At 75.9% G+C, this 26414-nt stretch carries 23 protein-coding genes; 15 read left to right on the forward strand and 8 right to left on the reverse strand.

Annotation, left to right across the window (positions count from 1 at the left end; translation table 11 throughout):
* Positions 1–178: 178 nt before the first annotated feature.
* Positions 179–358, forward strand: a complete 180-nt coding sequence (locus tag O7628_RS04610) for a type II toxin-antitoxin system VapB family antitoxin (protein ID WP_278128592.1) — start codon at positions 179–181, stop codon at positions 356–358.
* Positions 359–1050: 692 nt separating this feature from the next.
* Here the strand turns inward: O7628_RS04610 and O7628_RS04615 are convergent.
* Positions 1051–3111, reverse strand: coding sequence for a prolyl oligopeptidase family serine peptidase (locus O7628_RS04615; RefSeq protein ID WP_278128594.1), 2061 nt, complete (start codon positions 3109–3111; stop codon positions 1051–1053).
* Positions 3112–3220: 109 nt separating this feature from the next.
* Between O7628_RS04615 and O7628_RS04620 the strand changes: the two genes are divergently transcribed.
* Both O7628_RS04620 and O7628_RS04625 read left to right on the forward strand, forming a co-directional pair.
* Positions 3221–4363, forward strand: a complete 1143-nt coding sequence (locus O7628_RS04620; RefSeq protein WP_278128596.1) for a site-2 protease family protein — start codon at positions 3221–3223, stop codon at positions 4361–4363.
* Between the two features lie 58 nt (positions 4364–4421).
* Positions 4422–5297 (forward strand): alpha/beta fold hydrolase, encoded by an 876-nt coding sequence (locus O7628_RS04625; RefSeq protein ID WP_278128598.1) that lies wholly within the window; start codon positions 4422–4424, stop codon positions 5295–5297.
* 30 nt (positions 5298–5327) lie between these two features.
* Here the strand turns inward: O7628_RS04625 and O7628_RS04630 are convergent, their stop codons facing one another.
* A complete protein-coding gene (locus O7628_RS04630; RefSeq protein ID WP_278136210.1) occupies positions 5328–6575 on the reverse strand; it encodes a D-arabinono-1,4-lactone oxidase in 1248 nt (415 codons plus the stop codon).
* Positions 6576–6726: 151 nt separating this feature from the next.
* On the opposite strand from O7628_RS04630, the gene O7628_RS04635 reads away from it, so the two are divergent.
* Positions 6727–7161 (forward strand): hypothetical protein, encoded by a 435-nt coding sequence (locus O7628_RS04635; protein ID WP_278128600.1) that lies wholly within the window; start codon positions 6727–6729, stop codon positions 7159–7161.
* A gap of 87 nt (positions 7162–7248) precedes the next feature.
* A complete protein-coding gene (locus O7628_RS04640) occupies positions 7249–7689 on the forward strand; it encodes a hypothetical protein (protein WP_278128602.1) in 441 nt (146 codons plus the stop codon).
* A gap of 88 nt (positions 7690–7777) precedes the next feature.
* On the opposite strand, the gene O7628_RS04645 is transcribed toward O7628_RS04640, so the two are convergent.
* From O7628_RS04645 to O7628_RS04660, 4 genes are all read right to left on the reverse strand, one after another.
* Positions 7778–9403, reverse strand: coding sequence for a hypothetical protein (locus tag O7628_RS04645; protein WP_278128604.1), 1626 nt, complete (start codon positions 9401–9403; stop codon positions 7778–7780).
* Positions 9404–9592: 189 nt separating this feature from the next.
* A complete protein-coding gene (locus O7628_RS04650) occupies positions 9593–10522 on the reverse strand; it encodes an LLM class F420-dependent oxidoreductase (protein WP_278128606.1) in 930 nt (309 codons plus the stop codon).
* 88 nt (positions 10523–10610) lie between these two features.
* Positions 10611–11273, reverse strand: coding sequence for a response regulator transcription factor (locus O7628_RS04655; RefSeq protein ID WP_278128608.1), 663 nt, complete (start codon positions 11271–11273; stop codon positions 10611–10613).
* The gene (locus O7628_RS04660; RefSeq protein ID WP_278128609.1) at positions 11263–13527 is read right to left on the reverse strand and encodes a histidine kinase; all 2265 of its coding nucleotides are present in this window, start codon (positions 13525–13527) and stop codon (positions 11263–11265) included. Before O7628_RS04660 ends, O7628_RS04655 begins: the two co-directional genes overlap by 11 nt.
* A gap of 417 nt (positions 13528–13944) precedes the next feature.
* Between O7628_RS04660 and O7628_RS04665 the strand changes: the two genes are divergently transcribed.
* Positions 13945–15117, forward strand: coding sequence for an acyl-CoA dehydrogenase family protein (locus O7628_RS04665; protein ID WP_278128610.1), 1173 nt, complete (start codon positions 13945–13947; stop codon positions 15115–15117).
* An 8-nt stretch (positions 15118–15125) separates the two neighbouring features.
* Here O7628_RS04665 and O7628_RS04670 read toward each other — a convergent pair whose 3' ends face one another.
* On the reverse strand, positions 15126–17726 hold the full coding sequence (locus O7628_RS04670; protein WP_278128612.1) for an ABC transporter permease: 2601 nt from the start codon (positions 17724–17726) through the stop codon (positions 15126–15128).
* On the reverse strand, positions 17723–18475 hold the full coding sequence (locus tag O7628_RS04675) for an ABC transporter ATP-binding protein (RefSeq protein WP_278128614.1): 753 nt from the start codon (positions 18473–18475) through the stop codon (positions 17723–17725). Before O7628_RS04675 ends, O7628_RS04670 begins: the two co-directional genes overlap by 4 nt.
* A gap of 152 nt (positions 18476–18627) precedes the next feature.
* Here O7628_RS04675 and O7628_RS04680 point away from each other — a divergent pair, with 152 nt between their 5' ends.
* The 9 genes from O7628_RS04680 to O7628_RS04720 all read left to right on the forward strand — a co-directional run bounded on the left by O7628_RS04680 (position 18628) and on the right by O7628_RS04720 (position 26406).
* On the forward strand, positions 18628–19899 hold the full coding sequence (locus O7628_RS04680; protein WP_278128615.1) for a histidine kinase: 1272 nt from the start codon (positions 18628–18630) through the stop codon (positions 19897–19899).
* Positions 19896–20537: a response regulator transcription factor gene (locus tag O7628_RS04685; RefSeq protein WP_278128616.1), complete on the forward strand. Its 642-nt coding sequence runs from the start codon at positions 19896–19898 to the stop codon at positions 20535–20537. The genes O7628_RS04680 and O7628_RS04685 overlap by 4 nt, the downstream gene beginning before the upstream one ends.
* 220 nt (positions 20538–20757) lie before the next feature.
* Complete coding sequence (locus tag O7628_RS04690) at positions 20758–21003, forward strand: Arc family DNA-binding protein (protein ID WP_074474644.1); 246 nt, start codon at positions 20758–20760, stop codon at positions 21001–21003.
* Positions 21000–21428, forward strand: a complete 429-nt coding sequence (locus O7628_RS04695; RefSeq protein WP_278128619.1) for a type II toxin-antitoxin system VapC family toxin — start codon at positions 21000–21002, stop codon at positions 21426–21428. Before O7628_RS04690 ends, O7628_RS04695 begins: the two co-directional genes overlap by 4 nt.
* 130 nt (positions 21429–21558) lie before the next feature.
* Positions 21559–22410 (forward strand): siderophore-interacting protein, encoded by an 852-nt coding sequence (locus tag O7628_RS04700; protein WP_278128621.1) that lies wholly within the window; start codon positions 21559–21561, stop codon positions 22408–22410.
* 63 nt (positions 22411–22473) lie between these two features.
* On the forward strand, positions 22474–23412 hold the full coding sequence (locus O7628_RS04705) for an iron-siderophore ABC transporter substrate-binding protein (RefSeq protein ID WP_278128622.1): 939 nt from the start codon (positions 22474–22476) through the stop codon (positions 23410–23412).
* Positions 23409–24458, forward strand: coding sequence for an iron chelate uptake ABC transporter family permease subunit (locus tag O7628_RS04710; RefSeq protein WP_278128623.1), 1050 nt, complete (start codon positions 23409–23411; stop codon positions 24456–24458). Before O7628_RS04705 ends, O7628_RS04710 begins: the two co-directional genes overlap by 4 nt.
* Positions 24455–25531 carry an iron chelate uptake ABC transporter family permease subunit gene (locus tag O7628_RS04715; protein WP_278128625.1) on the forward strand — a complete coding sequence of 359 codons (1077 nt, stop codon included), beginning with the start codon at positions 24455–24457 and terminating at the stop codon, positions 25529–25531. The genes O7628_RS04710 and O7628_RS04715 overlap by 4 nt, the downstream gene beginning before the upstream one ends.
* Positions 25528–26406, forward strand: coding sequence for an ABC transporter ATP-binding protein (locus O7628_RS04720; RefSeq protein ID WP_278136211.1), 879 nt, complete (start codon positions 25528–25530; stop codon positions 26404–26406). The genes O7628_RS04715 and O7628_RS04720 overlap by 4 nt, the downstream gene beginning before the upstream one ends.
* Positions 26407–26414 lie beyond the last annotated feature (8 nt).

Consider the following 26414-nt stretch of genomic DNA (forward strand, 5'->3'; position numbering starts at 1 on the left):
GCCGATCTCCGCCGCGCACCTAAAGGCCGAGCCGTCGTGCCGCCAACTGGCGACGTCACCGTGGCGCCACACCGGAAAGCAGTCTGTCGTCTACTTTGCCTAGCGCGCCCACCAACGCATGCCATCTACGGCCAGAAAGGTTGACATCATGCAAGGCGTCCGAGACGAGAGTAGGCCCGTGTCCAGAACCATCGTTGATGTCGATGACGAACTGCTCGGCGAGGCAGCGAAGATCTTCGGCACCACCACCAAAAAGGCCACCATCAACGCGGCCCTGAAGTCGGCGGTCGACCGAGAGAAGCGTCGAGAGTTCGCGGAATGGCTCAAGAGCGGCGGCCTTCCCAATCTGACAGAGTGAAAGAGATCCGCGCAGTTGATCTATAGTGCCGCAAGTCAAGAAGTCTGCTCCCCGCGTACGCGGGGGTGGCCCGTGGGCATCGCCCGTGTGGTGCCGCGCCAGCGCCCCGCAGATCTCCCGCCAGCACAGATCTTGGACGGTTACTGTCATCGATGGACGCCAGTTGTCCAAGATCTCGCCGTTGGTCCCGGCACCGCCCCGGAGTCGATCGCGCTGCTCGCGTTGCCCTACCCGATCCAGTCGAAGCTGAGCGTGTTGGACGCAGAGTGGACGTCGCGAGCCGACCCGCACACGCGGTGCCGATCCGTTTCCAGTCGGAGCACCTCCGGCATAGCGGCGCGTTCCTCAGGACAGGCAGCAACAGGGCAGCGGCATGCGACAGCAGCCATGATCGTCTGCTGATTATGGAGAGGTGCGGCGGCGTGTCGTCTCGGTAATCAGCAGACGATCATGGCTGAGCCGGCCGCGCCCCCGCGCAGGAGACACCGGCGGGGCACCTCCCGCCCCGCCCAGCTCGCGCTGATCTTGCAGTTCGGGCCCCGGCAAAAGGTGTGAAGCGCCCTTCTGCGGGGCCTCAAGTGCAAGATCAGCGCGAGTGGCAGGAAGAAGCGCCCTCGGCCCGTCACGCCGAAACCCCGGGTGTGGCGCAGCCGCGGCAACCGGCAGAGACAAGGGCGCAGCCGCAGGGGGCGTTACTCCGGCCCGGCCAGGTGGTGCCAGAGGAACTCCAGGGTCAGGGCCCACACGAACGCCCGTTGCGCGTTGTTCGCCGCCGCGCCGTGCCCGCCCTCCACGTTCTCGTAGTACGCCACGTCGTGCCCGCGTTCGCGCAGCCGGGCGGCCATCTTGCGGGCGTGCCCGGGGTGCACCCGGTCGTCGCGGGTGGAGGTGACCAGCAGCGTCGGCGGGTACGCCCGGTCCTCGTCGACGTTGTGGTAGGGCGAGTATTCGCGCAGGTAGGCCCAGTCGGCGGGGTCGTCGGGGTCGCCGTACTCGGCCATCCAGGACGCCCCGGCGAGCAGCTTGTGGTAGCGGCGCATGTCCAGCAGCGGCACGTGCGCGACGACCGCGCCGAACAGCTCCGGGTAGCGGGTCAGCATCACGCCCGCCAGCAGGCCGCCGTTGCTGCCGCCCTCCATGCCGAGGCGCCCCGGGGTGGTGATGCCCCGGGCCACCAGGTCGGCGGCGACGGCCGCGAAGTCCTCGTACGCCCTCGGTCGGTTCTCCCGCAGCGCGGCCCGGTGCCACGCGGGCCCGTATTCGCCGCCGCCCCGGATGTTCGCCACCACGTAGCTGCCGCCCCGGGCCAGCCAGCCCCGGCCGATGATGCCGCTGTAGTGCGGCAGCTCGGGGACCTCGAAGCCGCCGTACCCGGTGAGCAGGGTCGGCCCGCCGGCCGCGTCGGGGTCGCCGACCAGGAAGTACGGCACCCGGGTCCCGTCGGCGGAGGTGGCGAAGTGCTGGCGTTCGGTCAGGCGGGAGGCGTCGAAGAAGGCCGGTGCCCGCTTGAGGGTCTCGACGGGGCCGCCGACCTGCCCGAGCCGCAGCGTCGCCGGCTGCCGGAACCCCTCGGAGGCCAGCAGGTACGCGTCGCCGACGTCGGGGTCGGTGTCCACGAGCCGGGTGTGCGCGAACTCCGGCACGCCGGCGAGCGGCTCCCGCCGCCAGCCCTCCGCCGCGCCGGGAGCGCCGGGGACGCCGGGGGTGAGCACCTCCAGTCTGCTGCGCACGTCGGCGAGGGTGGCCAGGATCAGGCGGTCACGGGTCCACGCGTGGTAGCTCAGCGCGGTGCGCTCGTCCGGGGTGAACAGCGTCGTCAGCTCCCGCCCGCCGGCGAGGAACGCGTCGAACCGGGCCGCCAGCAGCGCGCCCGCGGGATGGGTCACCCCGTCGACCGTCCACGGCGAGCGCAGGCCGATCAGCAGCCACTCCCGGTGCACGTCCCAGTGGGCGTCGGCCGGCACGTCGATGCGCACCAGTTCCCCGGCGGGCGTCAGCAGATACGGCTCCGAGCGGAAGAAGTCGAGGCGGCGGCCCACGAAGGTGCGCTCGAAGCCGGGCGTGTGGTCGTGCGAGGCGTACGCGGAGACGTCGTCGACCTGGCCGGCGAAGACGACCTCGGCGGACGGCAGTGGCGTGCCCCGCCGCCACCGGCGGACCGTGCGGGGGTAGCCGGAGGTGGTGAGCGAGCCGGGGCCGAAGTCGGTGGCGACGAGGATGTGGTCCGCGTCGACCCAGACGACGTCGCTCTTGGCCTCGGCGAGGGTGAAGCCGTCGGCGACGAAGGCCCGGCGGGCCAGGTCGAACTCGCGCACGACGGTGGCGTCGGAGCCGCCCCGGGAGAGGCTGACCAGGCAGCGGTCGTGCCCGGGGCGCAGCACCGTCACCCCCTGCCAGGTCCAGTTCTCGCCCTCCCGCGCGGCGAGCGCGTCGACGTCGAGCAGGACGTCCCACTGCGGCTCGGGCCGGCGGTACTCGTCGCCGGTGGTGCGCCGCCAGATCCCCCGGGGGTGGGCCGCGTCGATCCAGTAGTTGTAGTAGAGGTGGTCGCCGCGCCAGCTCGGGTAGGGGATGCGGTCGTCGGCGTCGAGCACCTCGCGGATCTCGGCCCGCAGGGCGGCGAACCGGTCGCCGCCGGTGAGGGCGGCCATGGTCTCGGCGTTGCGGTCGCGCACCCAGCCGGCGGCGTCCGGGCCGTGCAGGTCCTCCAGCCAGCGGTACGGGTCGTCGTCGGTGTCCGTCAGCCTCGTCACGTTTGCCACTATTCCCCGCCGGGTCAACCCGGGCACCGCCCCGCCGGCATTCGGACAAGGGGGCCGTCGGCCCTGGCATGGGCGGTGTCTTGCGGGGTATGACGGGCAGATGAGGGCGAGTTTCCGGATCGGCCGGATCGCGGGCGTACCCGTCGGGGTCAACTGGAGCGTCCTGGTCATCTTCGCGCTGATCGCCTGGGGGCTGGCGGGCAGCCAGTTCCCCCGGTCGTACCCGGACCGGCCGACCTGGGCGTACGTGCTCGCGGGGCTGAGCGCGGCGGTGGTGTTCTTCCTCGGGCTGCTCGCCCACGAGGTGTCGCACGCCGTGGTCGCCAAGCGCAACGGGCTGGAGGTCTCCGGGATCACCCTGTGGCTGTTCGGCGGGGTCGCCGAGCTGCGCGGGGAGGCCCGCGACCCGGGGGCGGAGCTGCGCATCGCCGGCGTCGGGCCGCTGGTCAGCCTGGTCGTCGGCGTGTTCTTCGGCGGCGTCGCGGCGCTGCTCGCCCTGGCCGGGGTGCACGGGCTGCTGCTCGGCGCGCTGGCCTGGCTGGCCGGCATCAACGTCCTGCTGGCGGTCTTCAACGTGCTGCCGGCCGCCCCGCTGGACGGGGGCCGGCTGCTGCGGGCCGCCGTGTGGAAGGCCACCGGCGACCGGGCGCGGGCGTCGGTGGTGGCGGCCCGCGCGGGCTGGGTCCTCGGCGCGCTGCTGATCGGGCTGGGCCTGTGGCAGTTCCTGCGCGGGACCGGGGTCGGCGGGCTGTGGCTGGCGCTGATCGGCTGGTTCCTGATCGGGGCCGCCGGGATGGAGGAGCGGCAGGCCCGGGTGGGCAGCGCGCTGCGCGGGGTGCGGGTCGCCGACGTGATGACCCCGCAGCCGCAGACCGCGTCGGGCGACATGACCGTGGCCGACTTCGTCGACCACTACCTCTTCGCGTACCGGCACTCGGCGCTGCCGCTGACCGACGACGGGCGGCCGGTCGGCCTGGTCACCCTCGACCGGGTACGCGGCATCCCGGCCGAGGCGCGGTCGGCGACCAGGCTGGCCGAGGTGGCCTGCCGGGCCGACCAGCTCGTGCTGGCCGACCCGGACGAGCAGCTCACCGACCTGCTGCCCCGGCTCAGCGAGTGCGCCGACGGCCGGGCGCTGGTGGTGGCCGGCGGGCGGCTGGTCGGGATCGTCTCGCCCAGCGACATCAGCCGGGCGGTGCAGCGCGGCAACCTCCGCGACCAGACGACGCCGACGCCTCACTGAGGATCATCCTGGATGCAAAGTTCCCCATCATTCCCATGGAAGATACATTTAGGGAATGATGAGTAACACCCCTCAGGTGGTCTGGGACTCGCCCCACGGCGCGGAGCACGTGCACGCCCACTATCACGACCTGCTGCGGCGGTGGCCCGTGCCCGCCCTGCAACGCACGGTCGACACCGCCGAGGGGCCGACCTTCGTGCTGGCCAGCGGGCCGGAGGACGCCCCGCCCCTGCTGCTCCTGCACGGTTCGGCGTCCACGGCCACCGCCTGGCTGGGCGACGTCGCGACCTGGGCGCGGCACTTCCGCGTGTACGCCGTCGACCTGATCGGGGAGCCGGGCCTGAGCGCGCCGACGCGTCCCCCGCTGGGCTCCGACGCGTACGCCCGCTGGCTCGACGACGTGCTGGACGCCCTCGGCGTCGGGGCGACCTCGATCGTGGGCATGTCGCTCGGGGGTTGGCTGGCGGTGGACTACGCCGTCCGCCGTCCCGCCCGGGTCACCCGCCTGGCGCTGCTCGCCCCCGGCGGCTTCGGCCGGCAGCGGACGTCCTTCGTGCTCGCCGCGCTGCTGCTGCGGCCGTTCGGCACCTGGGGGCTGCGGCGCACCCTGCGGTTCGCGCTCGGCGCCCCGCTGCCCACGGACACCCCGGCGGGGCAGGCGCTCGTCGACCACCTGCTGCTCGTCCACCGGCACTTCCGGCCCCGCCGGCAGCGGCTGCCCCGGTTCGACGCCGCTGCCCTCGGCGCGCTGCGGGCCCCGGTCCTCGCGATCGTGGGAGGCCGGGACCGGCTGCTCGACTCGCACGCCACCCGGGAACGGCTCACCACCCTCGTTCCCGGGGCCACGGTCGTCCTGCTGCCCGACACCGGCCACCTGCTGCGCGGCCAGACCGGGCGGATCCTCGCCCACCTGACCGGCGACCCCGGCAGCTGACCGCCGGCCCGGCGACGGGCGGGGCGGGGATCAGCGGGGCAGGTAGCGGTCCAGCAGGTCGGTGCGGAACTTGCCCGCCGGGTCCAGCTCGCGCGCCAGCGCCGCGAAGTCGGCGAACCGGGGGTACGCGGCGGCGACCGCCGCCGGCTCGACCGTGAACACCTTGCCCCAGTGCGGCCGGGGCGTGAACGGGGCGAGCGCCCGTTCCACCTCGGCGAGCACGGGGGCCACCGCGTCGCCGTCGCCGATCCAGGTGAAGTGCACGGCAAGGCTGTCGCGCCCGTGCTGCGGGCTCAGCCACAGCTCGTCGGCGGCGACCGTACGCAGCTCGCAGATCTGGAGCACGGCGGCGATCCGGTCCGCCAGCGGGTCCAGCGCGGCCAGCGCCCCGGCCGCCGCCGCCCGCGGCAGGTGATACTCCGACTGGAGCTCGTCGCCGCTGCTCGGGGTGAAGCCGAGCTGGAAGTGCGGCAGCCGCTCGTGCCACGGCCCCGGCTCGCCGAGCTGGGCGGTGCAGTTGCGCGCCGGCATGCCCGGCACCGGGTGCACGGGTTCGGCCGCCGCCGTGGTGCCGAGCCAGTCGGCCGGCGGCGGTGGGGCGTCGGCGAGCTGCTTGCGCCACACCTGGCCGATCCGGCCGTCGCCCCCGCCGCGCCAGTCGGTGAAGAGGCTGACGCTGTACGCCGACGCGAACGCCTCGTCCAGCGCCGCGCGCGGCAGGCCGAGCCGGACGTACTGGCGCACCTCGAAGGCGGGCACGACGTCCAGGGTGAGCCGGGTGACCACGCCCAGCGCGCCGAGCGCCACCACCATCCCGGCGAACCGGTCGCCGCCTTCGTCCCGGCGTACGGTCAGCAGCTCGCCGTCGGCCGTGACCAGCTCCAGCGCCGAGACGGCGGTGGCCAGGTTGCCGATCCCGTCGCCCGAGCCGTGGGTGGCGGTGGCCACCGCGCCGGCCACCGAGATGTGCGGCAGCGACGCCATCGTCGGCAGCGCGAAGCCGGCGGCGTGCAGCCGGGTGGCCAGGTCGCCATAGCGCATGGCGGCGGCGACGGTGACCGTCGCCCGCTCCCGGTCGACCTCGACCGTCTGCGGCAGCCCGGCCAACGACACCAGGTCACCGGCGGTGTCGCCGAGCCGGTTGAACGAGTGGCCCGAGCCGACCGCCCGGATCCGGTCACTGCCGGCGACCAGCCGGCGCAGCTCGTCCAGCCCGGCCGGGCGGTGCCGCCGCGCCGCCGCGTAGCGGACGTTGCCGGCCCAGTTGCGCTCCGGCACCCCGGCGTCGTCCGGCCCGCCGCCGCCCGGCTTCCCGTCGCTCGCGTCCACGTGGCCTCTCCCGTCACTCGGCGTCGTCGGGTCGACACCCGGGCGGCACCGGCGGGCCGGGCACTGGTTGCCCGGGGCGTCGTCGGGGAACCATACGCCCATGAGCAGCTACCCGGATCCCGCCCTGCGCGGCGACGTGTACCCGTCCGAGGAGGAGATCGACCCGACCGGCGTCGGCCCGGACCCGCAGACCGACGCGCCGCTCGGGGCGTATCCGCAGGCCGGCCCGGCCGTCGGGGCGTACCCCGCGCCGTCGCCCGGCCCCGCGCCGTCGCCCGGCCCGGGGTTCGCGCCGAGGCCGGTGCCCGCGCCGTCGCCGGGGCCGGCCCCGCGCCCGCCGGTCGGGTCGCACTCGATCGTCACCCACCACCTCGACGGCTCGACCGAGGTGGTCACCGACCTCGACGGCGACGGCATCGCCGACGTGGTGCAGTTCGACCTCGACGGCGACGGCGTCCCGGACATCACCTACCTGGACAGCGACCGCGACGGCCGCCTCGACACCGTCGTCCGGGACCCGCGCCCGACGGGCTGAGGGGCAGCGCCACCGCCGCCCGCGCCGCCCGCGCCGCCCACGCCGCCCGACGCCGGGGCGTTGCCGGGCGTCCCTATCCTCGCGGCCATGGCCGACGAGGCGAACATGTCCACCCGGGGATTCGTGATCACGCTCTTCGTCGTCGTCGCGCTGGTCTGCTGCGGCACGCCGATCAGCGGCTTCTATCTCCAACGCAAGGACAAGGCGGACGAGCCGGGCATGCGCGCCGCCGGCGAGGCGTACCTCGACGCCGCCGTGCGGGGCGACAACGGCACGGCGTACGACCTGCTCTGCGCGGCCGAACAGCGCGGGCGGTCCCGGGCGGACTGGGACGCCACCGCCAGCGTGATCGTCGAACCGACCGGGTTCCGCATCACCGACGTCGCCGTCCGGCGGAGCAGCGACGCCCCCACGCAGCACGTCGTGACCGCCGAGGTCACCTACCCGGGCCACCCGAGCAGGGAGGTGCAGTTCCACCTCAAGAAGCAGGACGGCGGCTGGAAGGTGTGCGGCCCGCCGCCGCTGTGACCCGCGCGGCCCCCACCGGCCGGGCCCGCCCCGGCGCTCCTGTGGGCCACCGGCCCGGGACGCAGACCCGCCCGGACGCCCCCGCCCGTCACCGGCCCGGCACGCAGACCCGGCCGGTGAACGCCGGATCCGGCTCCCGGACGTCCGCCCACGCCGGATTGGCCGAGATGTCCAGCGGCGGCGCCTGCCAGCCGGCGGTGAGCCGCTGGATCAGCGTGTACTCGGGCCGGGTCCGCTGCACCGGCGTGCCCGCGAGGAAGGCGACCAGGTTGTCCCGCACCTGCGTCCGGTCGAGCAGGCCGCCGTGCACGCCCACGGTCTGGAAGACCGGGATGCCGGTGTAGTCGCCCGGCGGCGCCTCGGCGGCCGTCGTGTACGGCAGGAAGGCGACCATCCGCACGCCGGGCACCGGGCACATGAACCGGTTGCGGTAGAACGGCGCGTCGTCGAGCAGCGACCGGATGAACGGCTCGTCCGGCCCCTTGCCGGGCCCGCCGGTGAGGCGGACGGGTTCGAAGAGGGCCCGCAGGTACCAGCCGGTGACCAGGCCCCACCCCCGGCGCGCGCCCGGCGGCGGATAGTAGGCCCGGCCGGCCCCGACCAGCGGGCTGAACATGACCAGCGCGTCGACCGCCGGATGGGGCCGCCGGGCGAGGTAGGTGCGGGCCACGAGCGCCCCCTCGCTCTCCCCCACCAGGGCCACCTTCCGGCCGGTACGCCGGTGCAGCCGCTCCACCTGCGCGGCGAGCAGCTCCACGCTCTCGGCCATCGAGATCGTAGTGTCCGTCGGCCCGTAGGGCCGGGGCTCACCGTCGGGGCCCAGCCCCCGGTAGGAGAACCACTCCACCCTCGGGTCGTCCGGCCGCACGCCCCCGTACGCGGAGCCGTAGCCGGCCAGCACCACCACCGCCTGGGTGATCTCCGGTGGCAGCGGCTGGTCGAGCAGCACCCGCTCGGCCCGCAGGCTCGCCGGCACCGCGTCCACGGCCAGCGGGATCAGCACCGGCACGGCGAACGCGACCAGCACCACGAACGGCGTCACGGGCACCCGGGCCCACCTCGGCGGCGGCGCGAGCAGGGCCGCCCGGAGGATCCGGATCCACAGCAGCCCGTTCACCACGCCCGCCACTGCGGCCACCAGCACCGTCCACCAGCTCGGCACGCTCCACGCCACCGCGCCGGCCAGCGTGAGCGCCACCAGGTTCAGCAGCGACCAGCCGACCAGCCTGATCGACGGCAGGCCGCCCCACCACGGGTCGACCATGGCCACCCGCTGCATGAACGGAGCGATCAGGAACATCGGCAGCAGGGACGCGAGCAGCACCCAGGACAGCGCCACCACCGACGCGGCGACCGAGATCACCGCCCACGGCGAGACGACGACCGTGACCACCACGGCGAGGATGAACGCCCGCCGCAGCATCCGGCGCACCGACGGCATCGGCATCCCGTCCGGCCACGCCAGCCGCACCATGAGGACGTGATAACCGGTGCGGGCCAGCACCACCAGGCAGAACGTCGTCAGGAACTCCGGCCACGACTGGTGGTAGACGAACATCCACCGCAGGTCGTGGTAGGTGTCGTACGGCCAGACCGCGCCGGTCTGCGGCGCGAGCCCCTCGGCGGCCACGAAACCCATCGCCACGAGCACGACGGCCTCGACGGTGGGGAACAGGCCGGTGAGGACGAGCAGCCAGACCTGCCTGCGGCCCACGCGCCCCCACCTCCGCCCGAAGCTCCCCTCGCAGGTTCCAACAGCGGGGCCCCGGTGTCAGCGGATCCGGCGAACTCGCGCCGACGGCCGGCTCCCCGCCGGGGGCCGGGTCCCGCGCCGGTGAGGGCCGGGTCCCGCGGCGGGTGGCTGGGTCCCGCGGCGGGTGGCTGGGTCCCCGCCGGGTGGCTGCTAGAGCTGGGGCATCACCTCGGCGGCGACCAGCTCGACGTGGTCCAGGTCGGCCAGGTCGAGGACCTGGAGGTAGATCCGGCCGCTGCCGATCCCGGCGAACCGGCCGATCGTGTCGACGACCTCGGCGGGGGTGCCGGCGAGGCCGTTCTCGCGCAGCTCGGCCGGCTCCCGCCCGATCCGCTCGGCCCGCCGCCGCACCTCCGCCTCGTCCCGCCCGCAGCACAGCACCAGGGCGTTGGACCAGTTCATCCCGGCCGGGTCCCGGTCGATCTCCGCGCACGCGGTCCGGACCCGCTCGAACTGCGCGGCCGTCTCCTCGACCGAGACGAACGGCAGGTTGAACTCGTCGGCGTACCGGGCCGCGAGGCGCGGCGTGCGCTTCGCCCCCTTCCCGCCGAGCAGGATCGGCGGGCGCGGCTGCTGCACCGGCTTCGGCAGGGCCGGCGAACCCTGCACCGGGTAGTAACGCCCGGCGTGGTCGAAGGTCTCACCGGCCGGGGTCTCCCAGAGCCCGGTGATGACGGCGAGCTGCTCCTCCAGCCGGTCGAACCGCTCCCCCAGCGGCGGGAACGGGATGCCGTACGCGCTGTGCTCCTCGGCGAACCAGCCGGCGCCGATGCCCAGCTCCACCCGCCCGCCGCTCATCTGGTCGACCTGCGCGACGGTGATCGCGAGGGGCCCGGGGAACCGGAAGGTGGCGGCCGTCATCAGCGTGCCCAGCCGGATCCGGGAGGTGTCCCGGGCCAGGCCGGCGAGCGTGGTCCAGGCGTCGGTGGGGCCGGGGTCGCCGCTGACCGAGCCCATCTTCAGGTAGTGGTCGGACCGGAAGAACGCGCCGTAGCCGGCGTCCTCGGCGCAGCGGGCCACGGCGAGGAGCTGGTCGTAGGTGGCGCCCTGCTGGGGTTCGGTGAAGATCCGCAGTTCCATCCCCCGAGCATAGGGAGTCGCAAGGAAGGGCCCCCTGTTAACGCCTCCGGTAGAGAAGGGGACCCCTCTCACGCCCCGCACACGCGGGTCAGGGCTGGCCGAGGCCGGCCTCGCGGGCCCGCCGGATGGCCTGGCTGCGGTCGGCGACCTGGAGCTTGCCGAGCACGTTGGACAGGTGGTTGCGGACGGTCTTCGGGCTCAGGGTCAGCCGACGGGCGACGACGAGGTTGCTCAGCCCCTGCGCGACCAGGTCGAGCACCTCGCGCTCCCGGTCGGTCAGCCCGGGGAAGGGCGTCGGGCCGCTCGCCCGGCCCCCGGCCAGGAAGCCGATCGCCCGGCTCGCCACCACCGGCCCGAGCAGCACCTCCCCGTTGGCCACCGCCCGGACGGCGCGGTCCACCTCGCCCGGCGCGGCACCCTTGAGCAGGTAGCCCCGCGCCCCGGCGCGCAGCGCGGCGAAGACGGAGTCGTCGTCGTCCAGCATCGTCACCACCAGCACCCCGGTCCCCGGGTGCCGGCCGACGATCTCGCGGGTGGCCTCCACGCCGGACCGGCCGCCGCCGAGGTGGAGATCCATGATGATCACCTCCGGGCGGGTGAGGTCGGCGACCCGGCGGGCCCCGTCGGCGTCCGCGGCCTCGCCGACGACCTCCAGCCCCGGCGTCGACGCCAGCAGCGCCGTCATGCCGAGCCGGAACACGGGATGGTCGTCGACGACCACCACCCGGATCGCCGCCTCGTCACCGCCCACGAACGGTCACCTCCGACCCGCCCGACGCGGCCCCCACCGGCCGCGCACCATCCACCGCGGCGTCCACCGGCAGCCGACCGCCCGCCAGGCGCGGAGCGTCCACCGGCCGCGCACCGCCCACCGCGGCGGCCACCGGCGGCGTACCACCTGCCGGCCGCACACCGCCGGCCGGGAGCCCGACCAGGGGCGGCGGGGGCGGCGCGAGCCGGGCGGCGGGCACGTGCACGCTGACGACCGTCCCGCCGTCCGGACCCGGGCCGACCGCGCACACCCCGCCGATCCCCTCGGCCCGCTCCCGCATCGAGAGCATGCCGACCCCGGCCGCGATGCCCGCCCCGATGCCCCGCCCGGCGTCGGCGACCCGCACGGCGAGCCCGTCGGCGTCGCGCTCGACCAGCACCGTGCAGACCGACGCACCCGAATGCCGTTGGGCGTTGCGGACGGCCTCGGCGACGATGCCGTACACGGCGGTGGCCACCGGCTCGGGCAGCGGCAGCGGCGGGGCGTCGACCTGCACGGCCAGCCCCGAGCCGTCGTACCGCCCGGCCAGCTCGTGCAGGGCGGGGGCCAGCCCGCGCTCGCCGAGGACCGGCGGCAGCAGGCCGCGGGCCAGGTCGCGGACCTGCTCGACGCCCTGGTCCGTCTCGTCGCGCAGCCGGTCCAGCAGCCGGCCGGCGGCGGCCGGGTCGACCCCGAGCAGGTTGCGGGCCGCCTGGAGGCCGAGCGCCACCCCGGCGAGGGTGGGGCCGAGGCCGTCGTGCAGGTCCCGGCGCAGCTTGCGGCGTTCCGAGTCGCGGGCCTCGGCCAGCCGGGACCGCGAGGCCACCAGCGCCCGGCTGGTGGCCGCGAGGCTGGCCGCCGAGGCGACCACGGGCGTCAGGTCGACCAGCGCCGATCGGGTACGCCCGTCGAGCCGCTCGCCGGCCCGCGCCCACGCGGTGAGCCGCCCGACCTCCCGTTCGCCCCGCCGCAGCGGCAACACCAGCGGCTCGCCCACCGGCCCGGTCGAGGCGCAGTGGGCGGTGCAGGGCTCGGGCCCGTCCACCTCGATGCCGCACGCGCCCAGCCGCAGCGAGTCGGTGAGGCTCCGCGCCACCCCGGTCAGCACGTCGGCCGGGTCCTCGCTGGCGCTGATCCGGTCCCCCACGCCGCGCACCACCCCGAGCGGCTCGGCGGCGGCGCCGTGGATGAGCCGGTCCACCCGCCGCTGCACCCACCAACGGCCCGGCTGCACGGCGGCGGCGACGAGGGCCGTGACCAGCACCCCGGGCACCGCCCGGCTGGCCGGGAGCAGGGCGTCCAGGGTGGTCACCCCGACGACGTACGCGGCGACCAGCAGGAACGTCAGCAGGAACCAGACCAGCGTACGGCGGACGGCGATCTCGATCCCCCACAGCCGCTGCCGCAGCACGACGGCCAGCACGGCGGCCGGGAAGAACGCCTGGGCGGCCAGCATGCCCGTCGGCGGCAGCCAGGGCGGCACCAGGTGCGCCCGGTCGGGGGGCAGCGCCACCGGGGCGAAGCTGACCGCGAGCAGCGCCGTGCCCACGGCGAGCCAGCCCAGCCCGACCCGTTCGGTGGTCGGCGCGACCCGTCGCCGCCACAGCAGCCCACCGGCGGCGACCAGCCCGAGCACCGGCACCAGGGCGGCGAGCACGGGCAGTGCCAGCTCGACCAGCGCCGCCCAGGCGGCGCTGCGGATCGGCAGCGGCGACGTGGAGCCGGTGGCGTCCGGGCCGGGCCAGGTGAGCTGGCCCAGTTCGAAGGCGGCCACGACCACCGCGCCCGTCGTCACCGCCGCCCGCGCCGGCGTCGGCAGCCGCCCCTCCCGCACCAGCCACGGCAGCACCACGATCAGCGACAGCATGCCCGGCGCCCAGCCCCAGTGCCGGGCCGAGGTGAGCCAGGTGAGCTCGGGCAGCTCGGGGTGCACCCGGAGCAGGTCGGCGTACTGGGCGCCCAGGGCGGAGACCCCGCCGCCGATCCCGGTCACGGCCAGCAGCCAGGCGACCGGGTGCCCCCGGCGCAGCAGGACCAGCCAGGCCACCGCCCCGTAGACGGCGCAGTCGGTGAAGTCGACGAGGAAGTAGAGCTGGGCCAGCCCCCACGGGCGGTGGGCCAGCGCCCAGCACAGCGCGGTGCCGGTGAACAGCAGCGCGCAGGCGACGGCGACGGCCCGGGCGGCGACCGGGCGGCGGTGGTCGTCGCCGGTGCCCGGGACGGGGCGGACGCGCGGCGGCGGGTCGGCCAGCATGACGTGATCCTGTCAGCCGGATCGTCGGTTGCCGATGGCCCGTTGCTCCAGGGCGGCTGTCGGTCCCGCGACAGTCGTCCACCGGCGGGCGGGGACGGGGTGGCCGCTGACGGGCACGGGAACCTCCGGGATCTGGCGGCTGGCGGGCGGACCGGCGGAGCGCGCTGCCGGCGACGGCCCGGCCCCGGCCCCGGCCCGTTCGAGCATGCCGGTCCCGGTGTCCCGGGCGCCTGGTGCGTGCCGTCCCGGCCGGTCGGGAACTTCCGCGGCGCGCCGTGGGCCCGGACCGCCGGTACCGCTGTCCCTTCCCGCCGGGACGTCGGGCGACGGACCGTCTGTGCCGAGGGCGTCGACGTCGACGTCGCGGACCGTGGCGTCGCAGGGGCGTCGCGGGTCAGGGGTGAGCAGGAGGCCGCAGTGGACGACCAGGACCGGATTCGCCTGACCGGGGCCGTGCGGGAGCTGGCCCCGGAGCTGGCCCGGCGGGCGGAGGAGATCGAGGCGGCCCGGGAGCTGCCCGTCGACCTGCTCGACCGGCTGCGGGCCGCCGGCTGCTTCCGGATGTTCGTGCCGCGCAGCCACGGCGGGTACGACGCCGACCCGCACACCGGGCTGACGGTGCTGGAGGCGCTGGCCCGCGCGGACGGGTCGACGGGCTGGACGGTGATGATCGGCGCGGAGACCCCGCACCTGCTGGCGATGCTGCCCCGCGACCAGTTCGACAAGCTGTACGCCCACGGCCCCGACGTCGTGGTGGCCGGCGGCTTCGCCCCGCAGGGGCGGGCGGAGCTGGCCGACGGCGGGTTCCAGGTTACGGGGCGGTGGGCGTTCGCCAGCGGATCCCGGCACGCCGACTGGATCTTCGGCAACTGCGTGCTCACCGGCGACGGTCAGCCGCTGCCCGGCCCGGCCGGCCAGCCGGTGGAGGTCCGCTCGATGCTGTTGCCGGCCGGGCAGGTGACGGTGGCGGACAACTGGCACGCCCTCGGGCTGCGCGGCACCGGCAGTCACGACGTGCGGGCCGACTGGGTCTACTGCCCGGTCGAGAGGAGCTTCGACCTGTTCGCCGGCGTGCCGTGCGTGCCGGGGCCGGGCTTCGTCGCGCCGCTGGCCCAGTTCGTCCTGCACCTGGGCGCGGTGGCCGTCGGGATCGCCCAGGGCGCCCTGGACGACACGGTCGCCCTGCTCGACGGCGACCGACGGCGGCTCTACGCCCGGCAGCCGCTGGCCGACTCGCCGGCCTTCCGGGAGCGGCTGGGCCGGGCCGACCTGCACGTCCGGGCGGCCCGGGCGCTGCTGCGGTCGCTGGCCGACGACCTGTTCCGGGCGGCGCACGACGGCGGCCCGGTCGCGCTCGCCGGGTTGCAGCCGCGCATCTCGGCCAGCCTGCCCTGGGTCACCGAGATCGCCACCGCCGCCGTGGACGCCTGTTACCGGGCGGCCGGGGGCGGCGCGGCACGGGACTCCTCGCCCGTGCAGCGCCGGTTCCGGGACATCCACACGTTCTCGCAGCACGCGGCGGCGGCCGAGGGCTGGCTGGGCAACAACGGCAGCCAGCTGCTCGGCCGCCCGGTCGAGCTCGCCTACTGACGGTGGGGTCAGTCGCCCGCGCCCAGGGCGGCCACCGGGCTCACCCGGGCCGCCCGGCGCGCCGGCAGCAGCCCGGCGAGCGCCGTCGCCACCGCGAGGGCCAGCACCACCCCGGCGAGCTGCCCCGCCGGGAACTCGACGGGCGCGTCCTGGCCCAGCGCCGCGACGGTCAGCCACGAGTAGGGCAACGCCAGCAGCAGTCCGAGGGCCGCGCCGAGGACGCCGTACAGGCCCGCCTCGACCGTCAGCATCGCCCCGAGCCGGCGACGCGACATCCCGACGGCCCGCAGCAGGCCGGACTCCCGGGTGCGTTCCACCACGGACAGCGCCGTGGTGGTGCCGACGCCGACCACGGCGACGACCACGGTCAGACCCAGCACCCCCAGCAGCACCCCCAGCAGCGCGCCGAGCTGGCCGTCCAGCTCGTCGCGGTCGTCGGCGGTCACGACGATGCCCACCTGCTGACCGCCGGCGGCGCGCAGGGCCCGCACCGCCGCCGTGCGGGCCTGCTCGTCGTCGCCCGCCACGTCGGCCAGCAGTCCGGTCGGGCCGGCCGGCACACCAAGGCGGTCCAGGTCCGCCGGGTCGACCAGCAGCCCCGCGCCGACCGGGGTGTTCGCCATGGTCGCGGCCACCCGCAGCCGCACCGACCGGTCGCCCCGGGTGACGGTCACCTCGTCGCCCGGCCGCGCGCCCGCCTCGTCGGCGAGGAACCGCAGCAGCACCACCCGCCCGGGGCCGGCGTCGGTGAGCCGGCCGGCGCTCGCGCCGAAGTCCGCCCAGGTGGCCAGCGCGCGCAGGTCCAGGTCGGTGGCGGTGAGCCCGTCGACCTCCGCGCCGGCGACGCGCACGTCGGGGCTGCTGCGGTACGGCACCACCCGGTCCAGCTCGCCGATGCCCCGGACCCGCTGCACGAGCCCGGCCGGCAGCGGCCCGTCGCCCCGGGCGGTCACGGCGACGTCGGCCGGCGCCATGCCGGCGAGTTCCCGCTTGAGCAGCGTCCCGAGCGAGGCGCTGCCGACGAGCGCGCCCGCGACCAGGGTGACCCCGAGCGCGACGACGACGCTGACGGCCGACGCCCGGCGGGGCGCCCCGCCGACCCCGCCGACGGCCAGCCGGCCGAGCGGGCCGAGGCGGCGCAGCGGCCAGCCGACGACGGCAAGCACCGGGCGCACCAGCAGCGGGCCGAGGGCCACCAGCGCGGCGTACGCGAGCGCGCCGGACGCCACGATCGCCAGCAGCGGCCCCGCCGGGTCGTAGTTCTCCGTGTCGGGGCCGGGCAGCCGGCTCGCCACCAGCAGGGCGGCCAGCACCGCGCCGGACGCGAGCAGGACGCCGGCTCCGGCGCGCGCCCAGCCGATGCCGCGCCGGCCGGCCGTGGTGCTGGCGGTGCGCAGCGCCTCCAGCGGGGCGACCCGGGCGGCGGTGACCGCCGGGGCGAGCACCGCCAGCGCCGTGACCAGGGCCGCGCCGAGCGCCACGGCGACCGCCGCCGCGATCGGGTGGCCGGGCGAGGCCACGGCGAGGCCGAACGCCCGCAGCACCGGCGGCAGCCCGTGCCCGACGCCGTACGCGGCCAGCACGCCGGCCAGGCCCGCGACGATGCCGGTGCCCGCCCCCTCGACGACCAGCGCCCCGAACAGGCCGGCGCGGGGCGCCCCGACGGCGCGCAGCAGGGCGAGCTGCCGCATCCGCTGGGCGAAGACGATCCGGAACGTGGAGGTGGCGACCAGCACCGCCGCCACGACGGCGATCGCCACGAACATCGTGACGAGGGCGAAGAGGTCCTGGACACGCCCGCTGACCTCGTCGGCCTCGGCGCGGCGGGCCTCCGCCCCGGTACGGACGACGACGCCGTCACCGACGCGCTCGGACGGGCCTGCCGACGCACCGGGAGCCGACGCACCGGGAGCCGACGGACCGGGAGCCGACGGACCGGGAGCCGACGCGGCGCGGGTCAGCGCGGCGGACACGGCGTCGGGGTCGGCGCCGGGGGCGAGCCGCACCTCGACCTGCCGGAGCTGGTCGGAGCCGCCGAGCCGGGCGGCGAACGCGTCCGTGGTGTAGGCGGCCTCCCCCGAGTCGTCCGGCGCGTCCACCACGCCGACGACGGTCAGCCCGACCGGCCGGTCCGGCGCGGCCCCCGCGAGCCGCACGGTGCCGCCGACGGCCAGCCCGAGCCGGTCGACGGTGCGCCGGGTGACGGCCAGCTCGCCCGCCGTGGCCGGGTACCGCCCCTGCACGACGCGGGCCGTGGCGAGCGGCCCGACACCGGGGTCGGCGTACACGGACAGGCCCGCGCCCCGGTCGTCGGCGAACTCGTGGAAGGCGTCCGTGCGGCCGACCGCCTCGGCGACGCCGGGCAGCCGGCGGGCCGCGTCCAGCGTGCGCAGGGAGACGCCGTCGCCGCCGGTGACGACCAGGTCGGCCGCCGCCGGGGTGCCGCTGAAGCCGGCGAGCACGGTCCGCTCGGTGACCTGGTAGGCCAGCACGGTGCCGAACACGACGAACGCCGCGACGATCACGGCCAGGCCCATCAGCAGCGTCCGGGCGGGGCGGCGGGCCGCCTCGACGAGCTGCGCGCGCAGCAGCACGGCGCGCCGGCTCACCGGGCCGCCGCCAGGCCGTGCAGGGCGGCGGTGACCGCGCCCCGGTCGGGCTCGGCCAGGTCGCCGGCGACCCGGCCGTCCGCGAGCAGCACCACCCGGTCGGCGTACGCGGCGGCGACCGGGTCGTGGGTCACCATGACGACGGTCTGCCCGAGGGTACGCACACAGTCGCGCAGCAGGCCGAGCACCTCGGCGCCGGCGCGGGAGTCGAGGTTGCCCGTCGGCTCGTCGGCGAAGACGACCTCGGGGCGGGACACCAGGGCCCGGGCGAGGGCGACCCGCTGCTGCTGGCCCCCGGACAGCTCGCTGGGGCGGTGCGCCAGCCGGTCGCCGATGCCGAGCGCGTCCACCACGTGGTCGAGGAACTCCCGGTCGACGCCGCGCCCGGCGAGGTCGAGCGGCAGGGTGACGTTCTGCGCGGCGGTGAGCTGGGGCAGCAGGTTGAACGACTGGAAGACGAACCCGATGCGCTCCCGGCGGACCCGGGTCAGCACCCGGTCGGACTGCTGGCCGAGGTCGGTGCCGCCGAGCAGCACCTGCCCGGAGGTGGCCGGGTCGAGGCCCGCCAGGCAGTGCATGAGGGTGGACTTGCCGGAGCCGGACGGGCCCATGATCGCCGTGAACGCGGCGCGCCGGAAGCCCACCGTCACGCCGTCGAGGGCGCGTACCGCCGTGGCTCCCCTGCCGTACACCTTGACCAGGTCGACCGCCGCGACGGCCGCCGTGGGGTCGGGATGGTGCGTCGTCATGTCTCCTCCACCTCCGGTGCCGGTCACCGGGACGCCGCCGAGCCTCCCGGCACGGGGGCCGGCGGCGCATCCGTCCGGAGTCGGGTCCGCGCCCGCCGGCTCCGACTTTCGGCAGATCCGCCGGCCCGGCCGGGTGGCTACGGTGGGATGCGATGACCGGAACCCTCAGCGGCGGGTGGCGGCGGGCCGGCCAGGCCGCCGCCCTGGCCGGCATGGCGCTGCTCGGCCTCGTCGACGTCGTCGGCGGCCGGATCTTCCCCGTCGACGGCACCCTGGCCGTGCCGGCCGCGCTGGCGCAGGTCGCGCTGGCGGTCGCCACCGCGGCGGTGTGGCTGCCCGCCCACCGGCAGGGCTCCCGCCGGCTGGCGGCGGCCGGCGGCGCGGTGGCGGCCTGGTCGCTGGCGACGACGGTGGCGTACGCCACCCTGCGCGGCACCCACGGCCTGGACGGCCGGGTGCCGGTGCGGGAATCGGCCCACCTGTGGGGGCTGGCCGAGTCGGTCGGGCTGCTCGGGGTGGTCTTCGTGCTGGCCCGGCGGGCCGCCCCGCTGCCCGCCCTGGCCGCCGTGGCCGCGACCGGCCTCGCCGCCGCCGCGCTGCCGCTGCGCGCCGAGGTCGACGCCGACCACCTGATCATCGGCATGGCCTACGCGTTGCTCGCGGCCGGGGCCGCCGCCGCCGGCATGTACCTGCGGCTCACGGAGACCGCCCGGGAGCGCCAGCTCGCGACGGTACGCGCCGAGCAGCGCGCCGAGTTCGCCCGGGACCTGCACGACTTCGTCGCCCACCACGTCACCGGGATCGTGGTGCAGGCCCAGGGCGCGCGCTACGTCGCCGAGCGGGACCCGCAGCGGGCCGTCGCCGCGCTGGAGCAGATCGAGCGGGCCGGCGCGGAGGCCATGACGGCGATGCGCCGCATGATCGGGATGCTGCGCGGCCAGGGCGGGCCGGCGGACGCCCCGGTGACGCCCCTGGCCGGGGCGGCCGACCTCGCGGAGCTGGTCGCGGCGTTCACCGCGGCCGGCCCGGTCCCGGCCCGCCTGCACGCCGACGGGCCGCTCGGCGACCTGCCGGTCGAGGTGACCACGTCGGCCTACCGGGTGGTGATGGAGGCGCTGACGAACGTCCGGCGGCACGCCACCGGGGCACGGCGGGTGGACGTGCTGGTCAGCCGTACGCCGCAGTGGTTGTCGGTGCGGGTGGCCGACGACGGGCGGGGGCAGCGCGGCGGCCGGCCGGGGTTCGGGCTGACCGGGCTGACCGAGCGGGTGGGCGCGCTCGGTGGCCGGCTGCGGGCGGGTCCCGGCGTCGACGGCGGATGGCTGGTCGACGCGACGCTGCCGCTGGGCGGCGGGTCGCCTGCCGGGCGGGGCCTTTCCGGCCCGGCGGCTCGGGGGCCCGCGGGCGGGGAGGGCGGCCGGTGATCCGGGTGCTGGTGGCCGACGACCAGGCGATGGTGCGCACCGGGTTCGGGATGATCATCGACGCGCAGCCGGACATGGAGCTGGCCGGCGAGGCGGCCGACGGCGTCGAGGCGGTCGAGCTGGCCCGCCGGCTGCGCCCCGACGTCGTGCTGCTGGACATCCGCATGCCGAGGCTGAACGGGCTGGACGCCCTGCGCCGGCTCGCCGGCCCCGGCGTCGTCGACCCGGTGCGGGTGGTCGTGGTGACCACCTTCGACCTGGACGAGTACGTGCACGCGGCGCTGCGCAACGGCGCGTGCGGGTTCCTGCTGAAGGACTCCGGCCCCGCCCTGCTGGTGGAGGCGGTCCGGGCCGCCGTCTCCGGCGAGGCCCTGATCAGCCCGTCGATCACCGTACGACTGCTGCGGCAGCTCAGTCCGCCGGCGCCGGCGAGCCCCGACCCGGCGGGTCTGTCGCCCCGGGAGCTGGACGTGGTGCGGCTGGTGGCGCGGGGCGCGACCAACGCGGAGATCGCCGCGAAGCTGTTCATCTCCGTCGGCACGGTCAAGACGCACCTCGGCAGCGTGCAGGCGAAGCTGGACGCCCGCAACCGGGTGGAGATCGCCGCCTGGGCCTGGGAACGCCGCCTCGTGGGCTGACGGCGAGCAGGTCACCGGCTGGCCCGGGGCGCCGGTCACCCGGGCCGGCGGCCGGACGGCGGACGGGCCGCCCGGCCGCAGAACCGGCTAGAGGTAGGGGCGGGTGATCAGCTCGATGGCGTGGCCCGCCGGGTCCTTGAAGCAGACGCCCCGGCCGCCGTGCTCGGCGTTGGCCTCGGGTGCTAGCATTGCTCTCATAACCCTGATCGAAGGACAGGCAATGGCGGCCCTCAGCATCAGAGATCTCGACGACGCGGTGCGGGAGAAGCTGCGCATCCGCGCCGCGCAGCACGGCAAGTCCATGGAAGCCGAGATCCGGGACATCCTCACCGCAGCCGTCGCCGAGGACACACCAGCGACCGACCTGTTCAGCGCACTCGCCGAGCGCTTCGCCCGGCTGGGCGGCGTCGACCTGGAGTTGCCGTCGCGTTCCACCTCACCCCGCGCGGCGAGCCTGCCCGAATGATGATCGTTCTCGACACCAGCGTCGTCTCCGAACTGATGCGGGCCGAGCCCGCGCCGGCGGTGCTCACCTGGCTCCGACAGAGTTCAGGCGCCGGCCTCCACACCACGGTCGTCACTGTCGCCGAGATCCGCTACGGCATCGCCCGGCTGCCCGAGGGCCAGCGTCGGGAATCGCTGCACCAAGCCGCCAACGAGATCTTCGCCGCCTTCCCTCGACAGGTGCTGCCCTTCGACCTCGCGGCAGCCGGCGCCTACGCCGACGTGGTCGCCGGCAGGGAAAGGCTCGGCCGCCCGATCGACGGGTTCGACGCCCAGATCGCCGCCATCTGCCGAGCCCGAGCCGCCGCCCTCGCCACCCGCAACATCAAGGACTTCGCCGATACGGGGATCGGAGTCATCGACCCCTGGCAGGCCACGAACGCCTGAGACCACCGTCCTGCCCGCGCCGAGTTGGGCACCGGTCGGTGAGGCCGGCGGCGCACCCGGGAGCCGGACGCGGCGCCAAGCAGCACCAGCCCGATGAGCCGCTGGTCAGGTTAGGCTAACCTTTGCCGGCATGTCGACCTTCCGCAACTCGCCCAACGTCCTGTTCGAGACGACCGTGACGGCGACCCGGCGACTGTCGCCCGGATTCGTCCGCGTCACGCTCGGCGACGACCGGCTGCGGGACATGGCCCCGCACCAGCGCGACCAACGCATCAAGATCATGCTGCCGGTCGGCGGCGACTACCCGGCCGGGCTGCGGGCGGGGCTGCCCGAGCAGGGCTGGCGACGCGAGTGGCGGTCCACGCCCGACCGCGAGCGGCCCTGGCTGCGCAGCTACACCGCGTACCGGGCCCGACCGGCGGCGCGCGAGCTGGACCTCGACTTCTACCTGCACCAGCCGCACGGCCCGGCGAGCACATGGGCGGCGGGGGCCCGGCCGGGCGACCGGCTGATCCTGTCGGGTCCGCACGTCCGGGCCGGTCAGCCCGGCTACGGCGTGCAGTGGGAGCCGGGGCCGGCGACGCGGGTGCTGATCGCGGCGGACGAGACGGCGTACCCGGCAGTGCGGGGCATCCTGCCCAGCCTCGGGCCGGGGGTGCGGGCGACCGTCCTGCTGGAGGCCGGCACGGCGGCGGACGCCGCCACCCTCGACGACGTGACCGCCGACCACTCGGTCGAGGTCCGGCTGCGCGACGGGGCCCGGGGCGGGACGGCGCTGGCCGCCATGGTGGGCGACTGGCTGGCCGAGCACGGCGCGGCGGCGGCCGGGGCGGGCAGCCGCTTCTACGCCTGGGCAGCTACGGAGAGTAGCAGGATCGCGCACCTTCGCCGGCTCTTCACGGAGGCGCACATCGCCCCCGAGCGGGTCCACACGCAGGGGTACTGGCACGACCGCCCCACCCGCAAGGAGATCGCAGATTAGGTTACGCTAACCTAATCCTGCCACTTTGACATCACCGTAAGTCACCAGACGGGAACCTGCACCATGCGCTCGACACCCCCTCGAACAGCCCGCCGACGTCTCCTCGCCCTCACGGTCGCCTCGGCGACGGCGCTCGTCGTGGCCGCCTGCGGCTCCGCCGACTCCGACCCGGCGGGCAGCGTCGGCGACACCAGAAGCGTCGAGCACGCGCGCGGCAAGACCGACGTGCCGGCCACGCCGACCCGGGTCGTCGTCCTCGAACCGGTGCAGCTCGACACCGCCATCGCCCTGGAGATCACCCCGGTCGGCGCGGCCGTGCTCAACGAGGCCGCGGGCGTGCCCAAGTACCTCGGGGACAAGGCCGCCGGCATCACCACCGTCGGCACCGTCCAGGAACCCAACGTGCAGAAGATCGCGGCCCTCAAGCCCGACCTGATCATCGGCACCGAGTCCCGCCACTCCGCCCTCTACGACCAGCTCACCGACGTCGCCCCGACCGTCTTCATGGCGTCCCAGGCCGACCCGTGGCAGGACAACGTGACGTTCACCGCCACCGCGCTCGGCGGCGCGGACTCCGCCGGCAAGCTGCTCACCGGCTACCAGCAGCGGTGCGCGGAGATCGCCAAGAAGTTCGGCACCGCCGGGAAGACCGCGCAGCTCATCCGCCCCCGCGACGGCGTCCTCACGCTGTACGGGCCCACCTCGTTCGCCGGCAGCACGCTGGAGTGCGTCGGCTTCAAGACCCCCCAGCGCGACTGGGAGAACTCCATCTCGGTCGACATCTCCCCCGAGCGGGTGCTGGAGGCCAAGGCCGACCACGTCTTCGTCACCACCGTCGACGTCAACGACCGCAGCACCATCCCGGCCTCGGTCGACACCAACGCCGCCGCCTTCCCCCGCCTGCACCTGGTCGACCAGTCCTTCTGGATCACCGGGGTCGGCACGGTCGGCGGGCAGGCCGTCCTCGACGACCTCGAACGCATCCTCGCCGCGTCGAGTTGACCACCACCGCATCCGCCCGCGCGGCACGGCCGGTCCACGGCCGTGCCGCGCGTCGCCGTACCACCCGGCGGTGGCTGGCCGGCGCGGTCGCCGTACTCCTCGGGTCGTTGGTGTTGTCGATCTTCGTGGGCGCGAACCCGGTGCCCCCGTCGGACGTCTGGGCGGCGCTGCGGGGCGCCGGCACCGACGCCGCGCAGTACGTCGTCTGGGGGCAGCGCCTGCCGCGCACCCTGGCCGGGCTGCTGGTCGGCGCCGCGCTCGGGCTCGCGGGCGCCCTGATGCAGGCGTTCACCCGCAACGCGCTCGCCGAACCGGGCATCCTCGGCGTCAACGCCGGAGCCGCGGCGTTCGTCGCCGTGGGCATCGCCTTCTTCGGGGTCACCTCGCCGGCCGGCTACATGTGGCTCGCCCTGCTGGGCGCGCTCCTGGTCGCCCTCGCCGTGTACGCCGTCGGCGGCGCCGCCGACCTGCGGGCCACCCCCACCCGGCTGCTGGTGACCGGCGTGGCGGCGGGCGCGGTGCTGTCCGGGCTGACCACCGCGGTCACCCTCACCCACCCCGACACCTTCGACCGGATGCGCGGCTGGAACGCCGGCAGCCTGCTCGAACGCGACACCGCCGTGGTGCTGCCGGTGCTGCCGCTGATCGTGGCCGGGCTGGTCGCGGCGCTGGTCGCGGCGCGCAGCCTCAACGCGCTCGCGCTCGGCCCCGACCTGGCCGCCGCGCAGGGCGTCAGCCTCGTCCGGACCCGGCTGCTCGTGCTGGGCGCGGTGACCCTGCTCGCCGGTGGGGCGAGCGCCGTCGCCGGCCCCATCTCGTTCGTCGGGCTCGTGGTGCCGCACCTGGTGCGCTGGGGCGTCGGCACCGACCAGCGCCGGATCCTCGCCGGATCCGTGCTGGCCGGCGGGATCCTGGTGCTGCTCGCCGACGTGCTCGGCCGGATCGCCGTCCTGCCCAGCGAGATGCCGGTCGGCATCGTCACCGCGTTCGTGGGCGCGCCGGTGCTGATCGCGCTGGCCCGGCGGCGACGGGCCACCGCGCTGTGAGCGCCGGGAGCCGGCCGGTCCGCCGCGCCGCCGACCGCCGCCGGCTGGTGCTCGGCACCGACCGCGCCCACGTGGCCGTCGGCGTACGCGAGGCCGCCGTCTGCGCCGTCGCCGCGCTCGTCGTCGCCGCGCTGGCGGTCGTCGGCCTCTGGCTGGGCGACTTCCCGCTCCGCTTCGACGAGGTCCTCGGCGTGCTCGGCGGCCGGACCGGCGGGCTGGCCCGCACCGTCGTGCTGGAGTGGCGGCTGCCCCGCGTCGCCGCCGCCATCGCCTTCGGCGCGGCGCTCGGCGTCGCCGGCGCGATCTTCCAGACCATCACCCGCAACCCGTTGGCCAGCCCGGACATCATCGGCCTGGCCAACGGCTCGTTCTGCGGCATGCTGATCGCCCTGCTGCTGCTCGGCGGCGGCTGGCACCTGCTGATGCTCGGCTCGCTCGCCGGTGGCCTGCTGGCCGCCCTGGCGATCTACCTGCTCGCCTACCGCGACGGCCTCTCCGGGTTCCGGTTCATCGTCGTCGGGGTCGGGGTCTCCTCGATGCTCGCCGCCACCAACACCTGGCTGCTGCTCCGCGCCGACCTGGAGACGGCGCTCTTCGCCGCCGCCTGGGGCGCCGGCTCCCTCAACACCGCCACCGCCGAGGTGGTCTGGCCCGCCGCCGGGGTGGTCCTGGCGCTGCTGGCGGTCACCCCCCTGTGGGCGGCGGCCCTGGCCCAGCTCGAACTGGGCGACGACGTCGCCGCCGCCAGCGGGGTCGCGGTCGACCGGGACCGCGCCGCCCTCGTCCTGGTCGCGGTCGTCCTGGTCAGCGCCGTCACCACCGTCGCCGGCCCGATCTCCTTCGTGGCCCTGGCCGCCCCGCAGATCGCCCGCCGGCTCGTCCGGGCACCGGGCCTGCCGCTCGCCGCCACCGCCGGGGTGGGGGCGGCGCTGCTGCTCGGCGCCGACCTGGTCGCCCAGCACGTGATCCCGCTGACCGTGCCGGTGGGGGTCGTCACGGTCACCCTCGGCGGCGCGTACCTGCTCTGGCTGCTCGTCCACGAGTTCAGGAGGAACCGATGGTCGACCAACTGAACGCCCGCCTCCGCGCGGAACGCGTCACCCTCCGCTACGACCAGCGGATCGTCAGCGAGGAGCTGTCGTTCGCGGTGCCGGACGGCTCGTTCACCGTGCTCATCGGCCCGAACGCGTGCGGCAAGTCGACGCTCCTGCGGGCGCTGTCCGGGCTGCTCCGCCCCGCCGCGGGCCGGGTCCTGCTGGACGGCTCGGACCTGGTCGCCCTGCCGGCGAAGGAACGCGCCCGCCGGCTCGCGCTGCTGCCGCAGACCATGACCGCGCCCGAGGGGATCACCGTCCGGGAGCTGGTCGGTCGGGGCCGCTACGCCCACCAGCGGGTGCTCCGCCGCTTCTCCCGGGCCGACGAGGCGGCCGTCGAAGCGGCCCTGGACTCGACCGGCACGACCGACCTGGCCGACCGCCGGGCCGACGAGCTCTCCGGCGGGCAGCGGCAACGCGCCTGGATCGCCATGGTGCTGGCCCAGGAGACGCCGCTCGTGCTGCTCGACGAGCCCACCACCTACCTGGACGTCGCCCACCAGATCGACGTGCTCAACGTGCTGCACCGCCTGGTCACCCAGGGCCGCACCGTCGTGGCCGTGCTGCACGACCTCAACCACGCCGCCCGGTACGCCACCCACCTCGTCGCGATGCGCGACGGCCGGATCGTGGCCGAGGGCCCGCCCGCCACGACGGTCGGCAGCGGACTCGTCACCGAGGTCTTCGGGATGCCGAACCAGGTCGTCCCCGACCCGGTCACCGGCGCGCCGCTGGTCGTGCCGGCCGACACCCGGGAACCGAGGCTCACCGGCCGGGCACCCGCTACTTCGCGAGGAGTTCGAGAAGCGGTCCGTCCGCCTGGGCAAGGGTCGGTGGGCCAGCCGACGGGCTGACCAGGACA

This window comes from Micromonospora sp. WMMD956, from assembly GCF_029626125.1.
In the GTDB taxonomy this organism is placed as follows: Bacteria; Actinomycetota; Actinomycetes; order Mycobacteriales; family Micromonosporaceae; genus Micromonospora; species Micromonospora carbonacea.

Excerpts from the sequence above, each read along its gene's own strand:
- O7628_RS04620 (WP_278128596.1), top strand. The coding sequence starts at position 3,221 with ATGAGGGCGAGTTTCCGGATCGGCCGGATCGCGGGCGTACCCGTCGGG.
- O7628_RS04625 (WP_278128598.1), top strand. The coding sequence starts at position 4,422 with ATGAGTAACACCCCTCAGGTGGTCTGGGACTCGCCCCACGGCGCGGAG.
- O7628_RS04635 (WP_278128600.1), top strand. The coding sequence starts at position 6,727 with ATGAGCAGCTACCCGGATCCCGCCCTGCGCGGCGACGTGTACCCGTCC.
- O7628_RS04640 (WP_278128602.1), top strand. The coding sequence starts at position 7,249 with ATGGCCGACGAGGCGAACATGTCCACCCGGGGATTCGTGATCACGCTC.
- O7628_RS04650 (WP_278128606.1), bottom strand. The coding sequence starts at position 10,522 with ATGGAACTGCGGATCTTCACCGAACCCCAGCAGGGCGCCACCTACGAC.
- O7628_RS04660 (WP_278128609.1), bottom strand. The coding sequence starts at position 13,527 with ATGCTGGCCGACCCGCCGCCGCGCGTCCGCCCCGTCCCGGGCACCGGC.
- O7628_RS04675 (WP_278128614.1), bottom strand. The coding sequence starts at position 18,475 with ATGACGACGCACCATCCCGACCCCACGGCGGCCGTCGCGGCGGTCGAC.
- O7628_RS04680 (WP_278128615.1), top strand. The coding sequence starts at position 18,628 with ATGACCGGAACCCTCAGCGGCGGGTGGCGGCGGGCCGGCCAGGCCGCC.
- O7628_RS04690 (WP_074474644.1), top strand. The coding sequence starts at position 20,758 with ATGGCGGCCCTCAGCATCAGAGATCTCGACGACGCGGTGCGGGAGAAG.
- O7628_RS04695 (WP_278128619.1), top strand. The coding sequence starts at position 21,000 with ATGATGATCGTTCTCGACACCAGCGTCGTCTCCGAACTGATGCGGGCC.
- O7628_RS04700 (WP_278128621.1), top strand. The coding sequence starts at position 21,559 with ATGTCGACCTTCCGCAACTCGCCCAACGTCCTGTTCGAGACGACCGTG.
- O7628_RS04705 (WP_278128622.1), top strand. The coding sequence starts at position 22,474 with ATGCGCTCGACACCCCCTCGAACAGCCCGCCGACGTCTCCTCGCCCTC.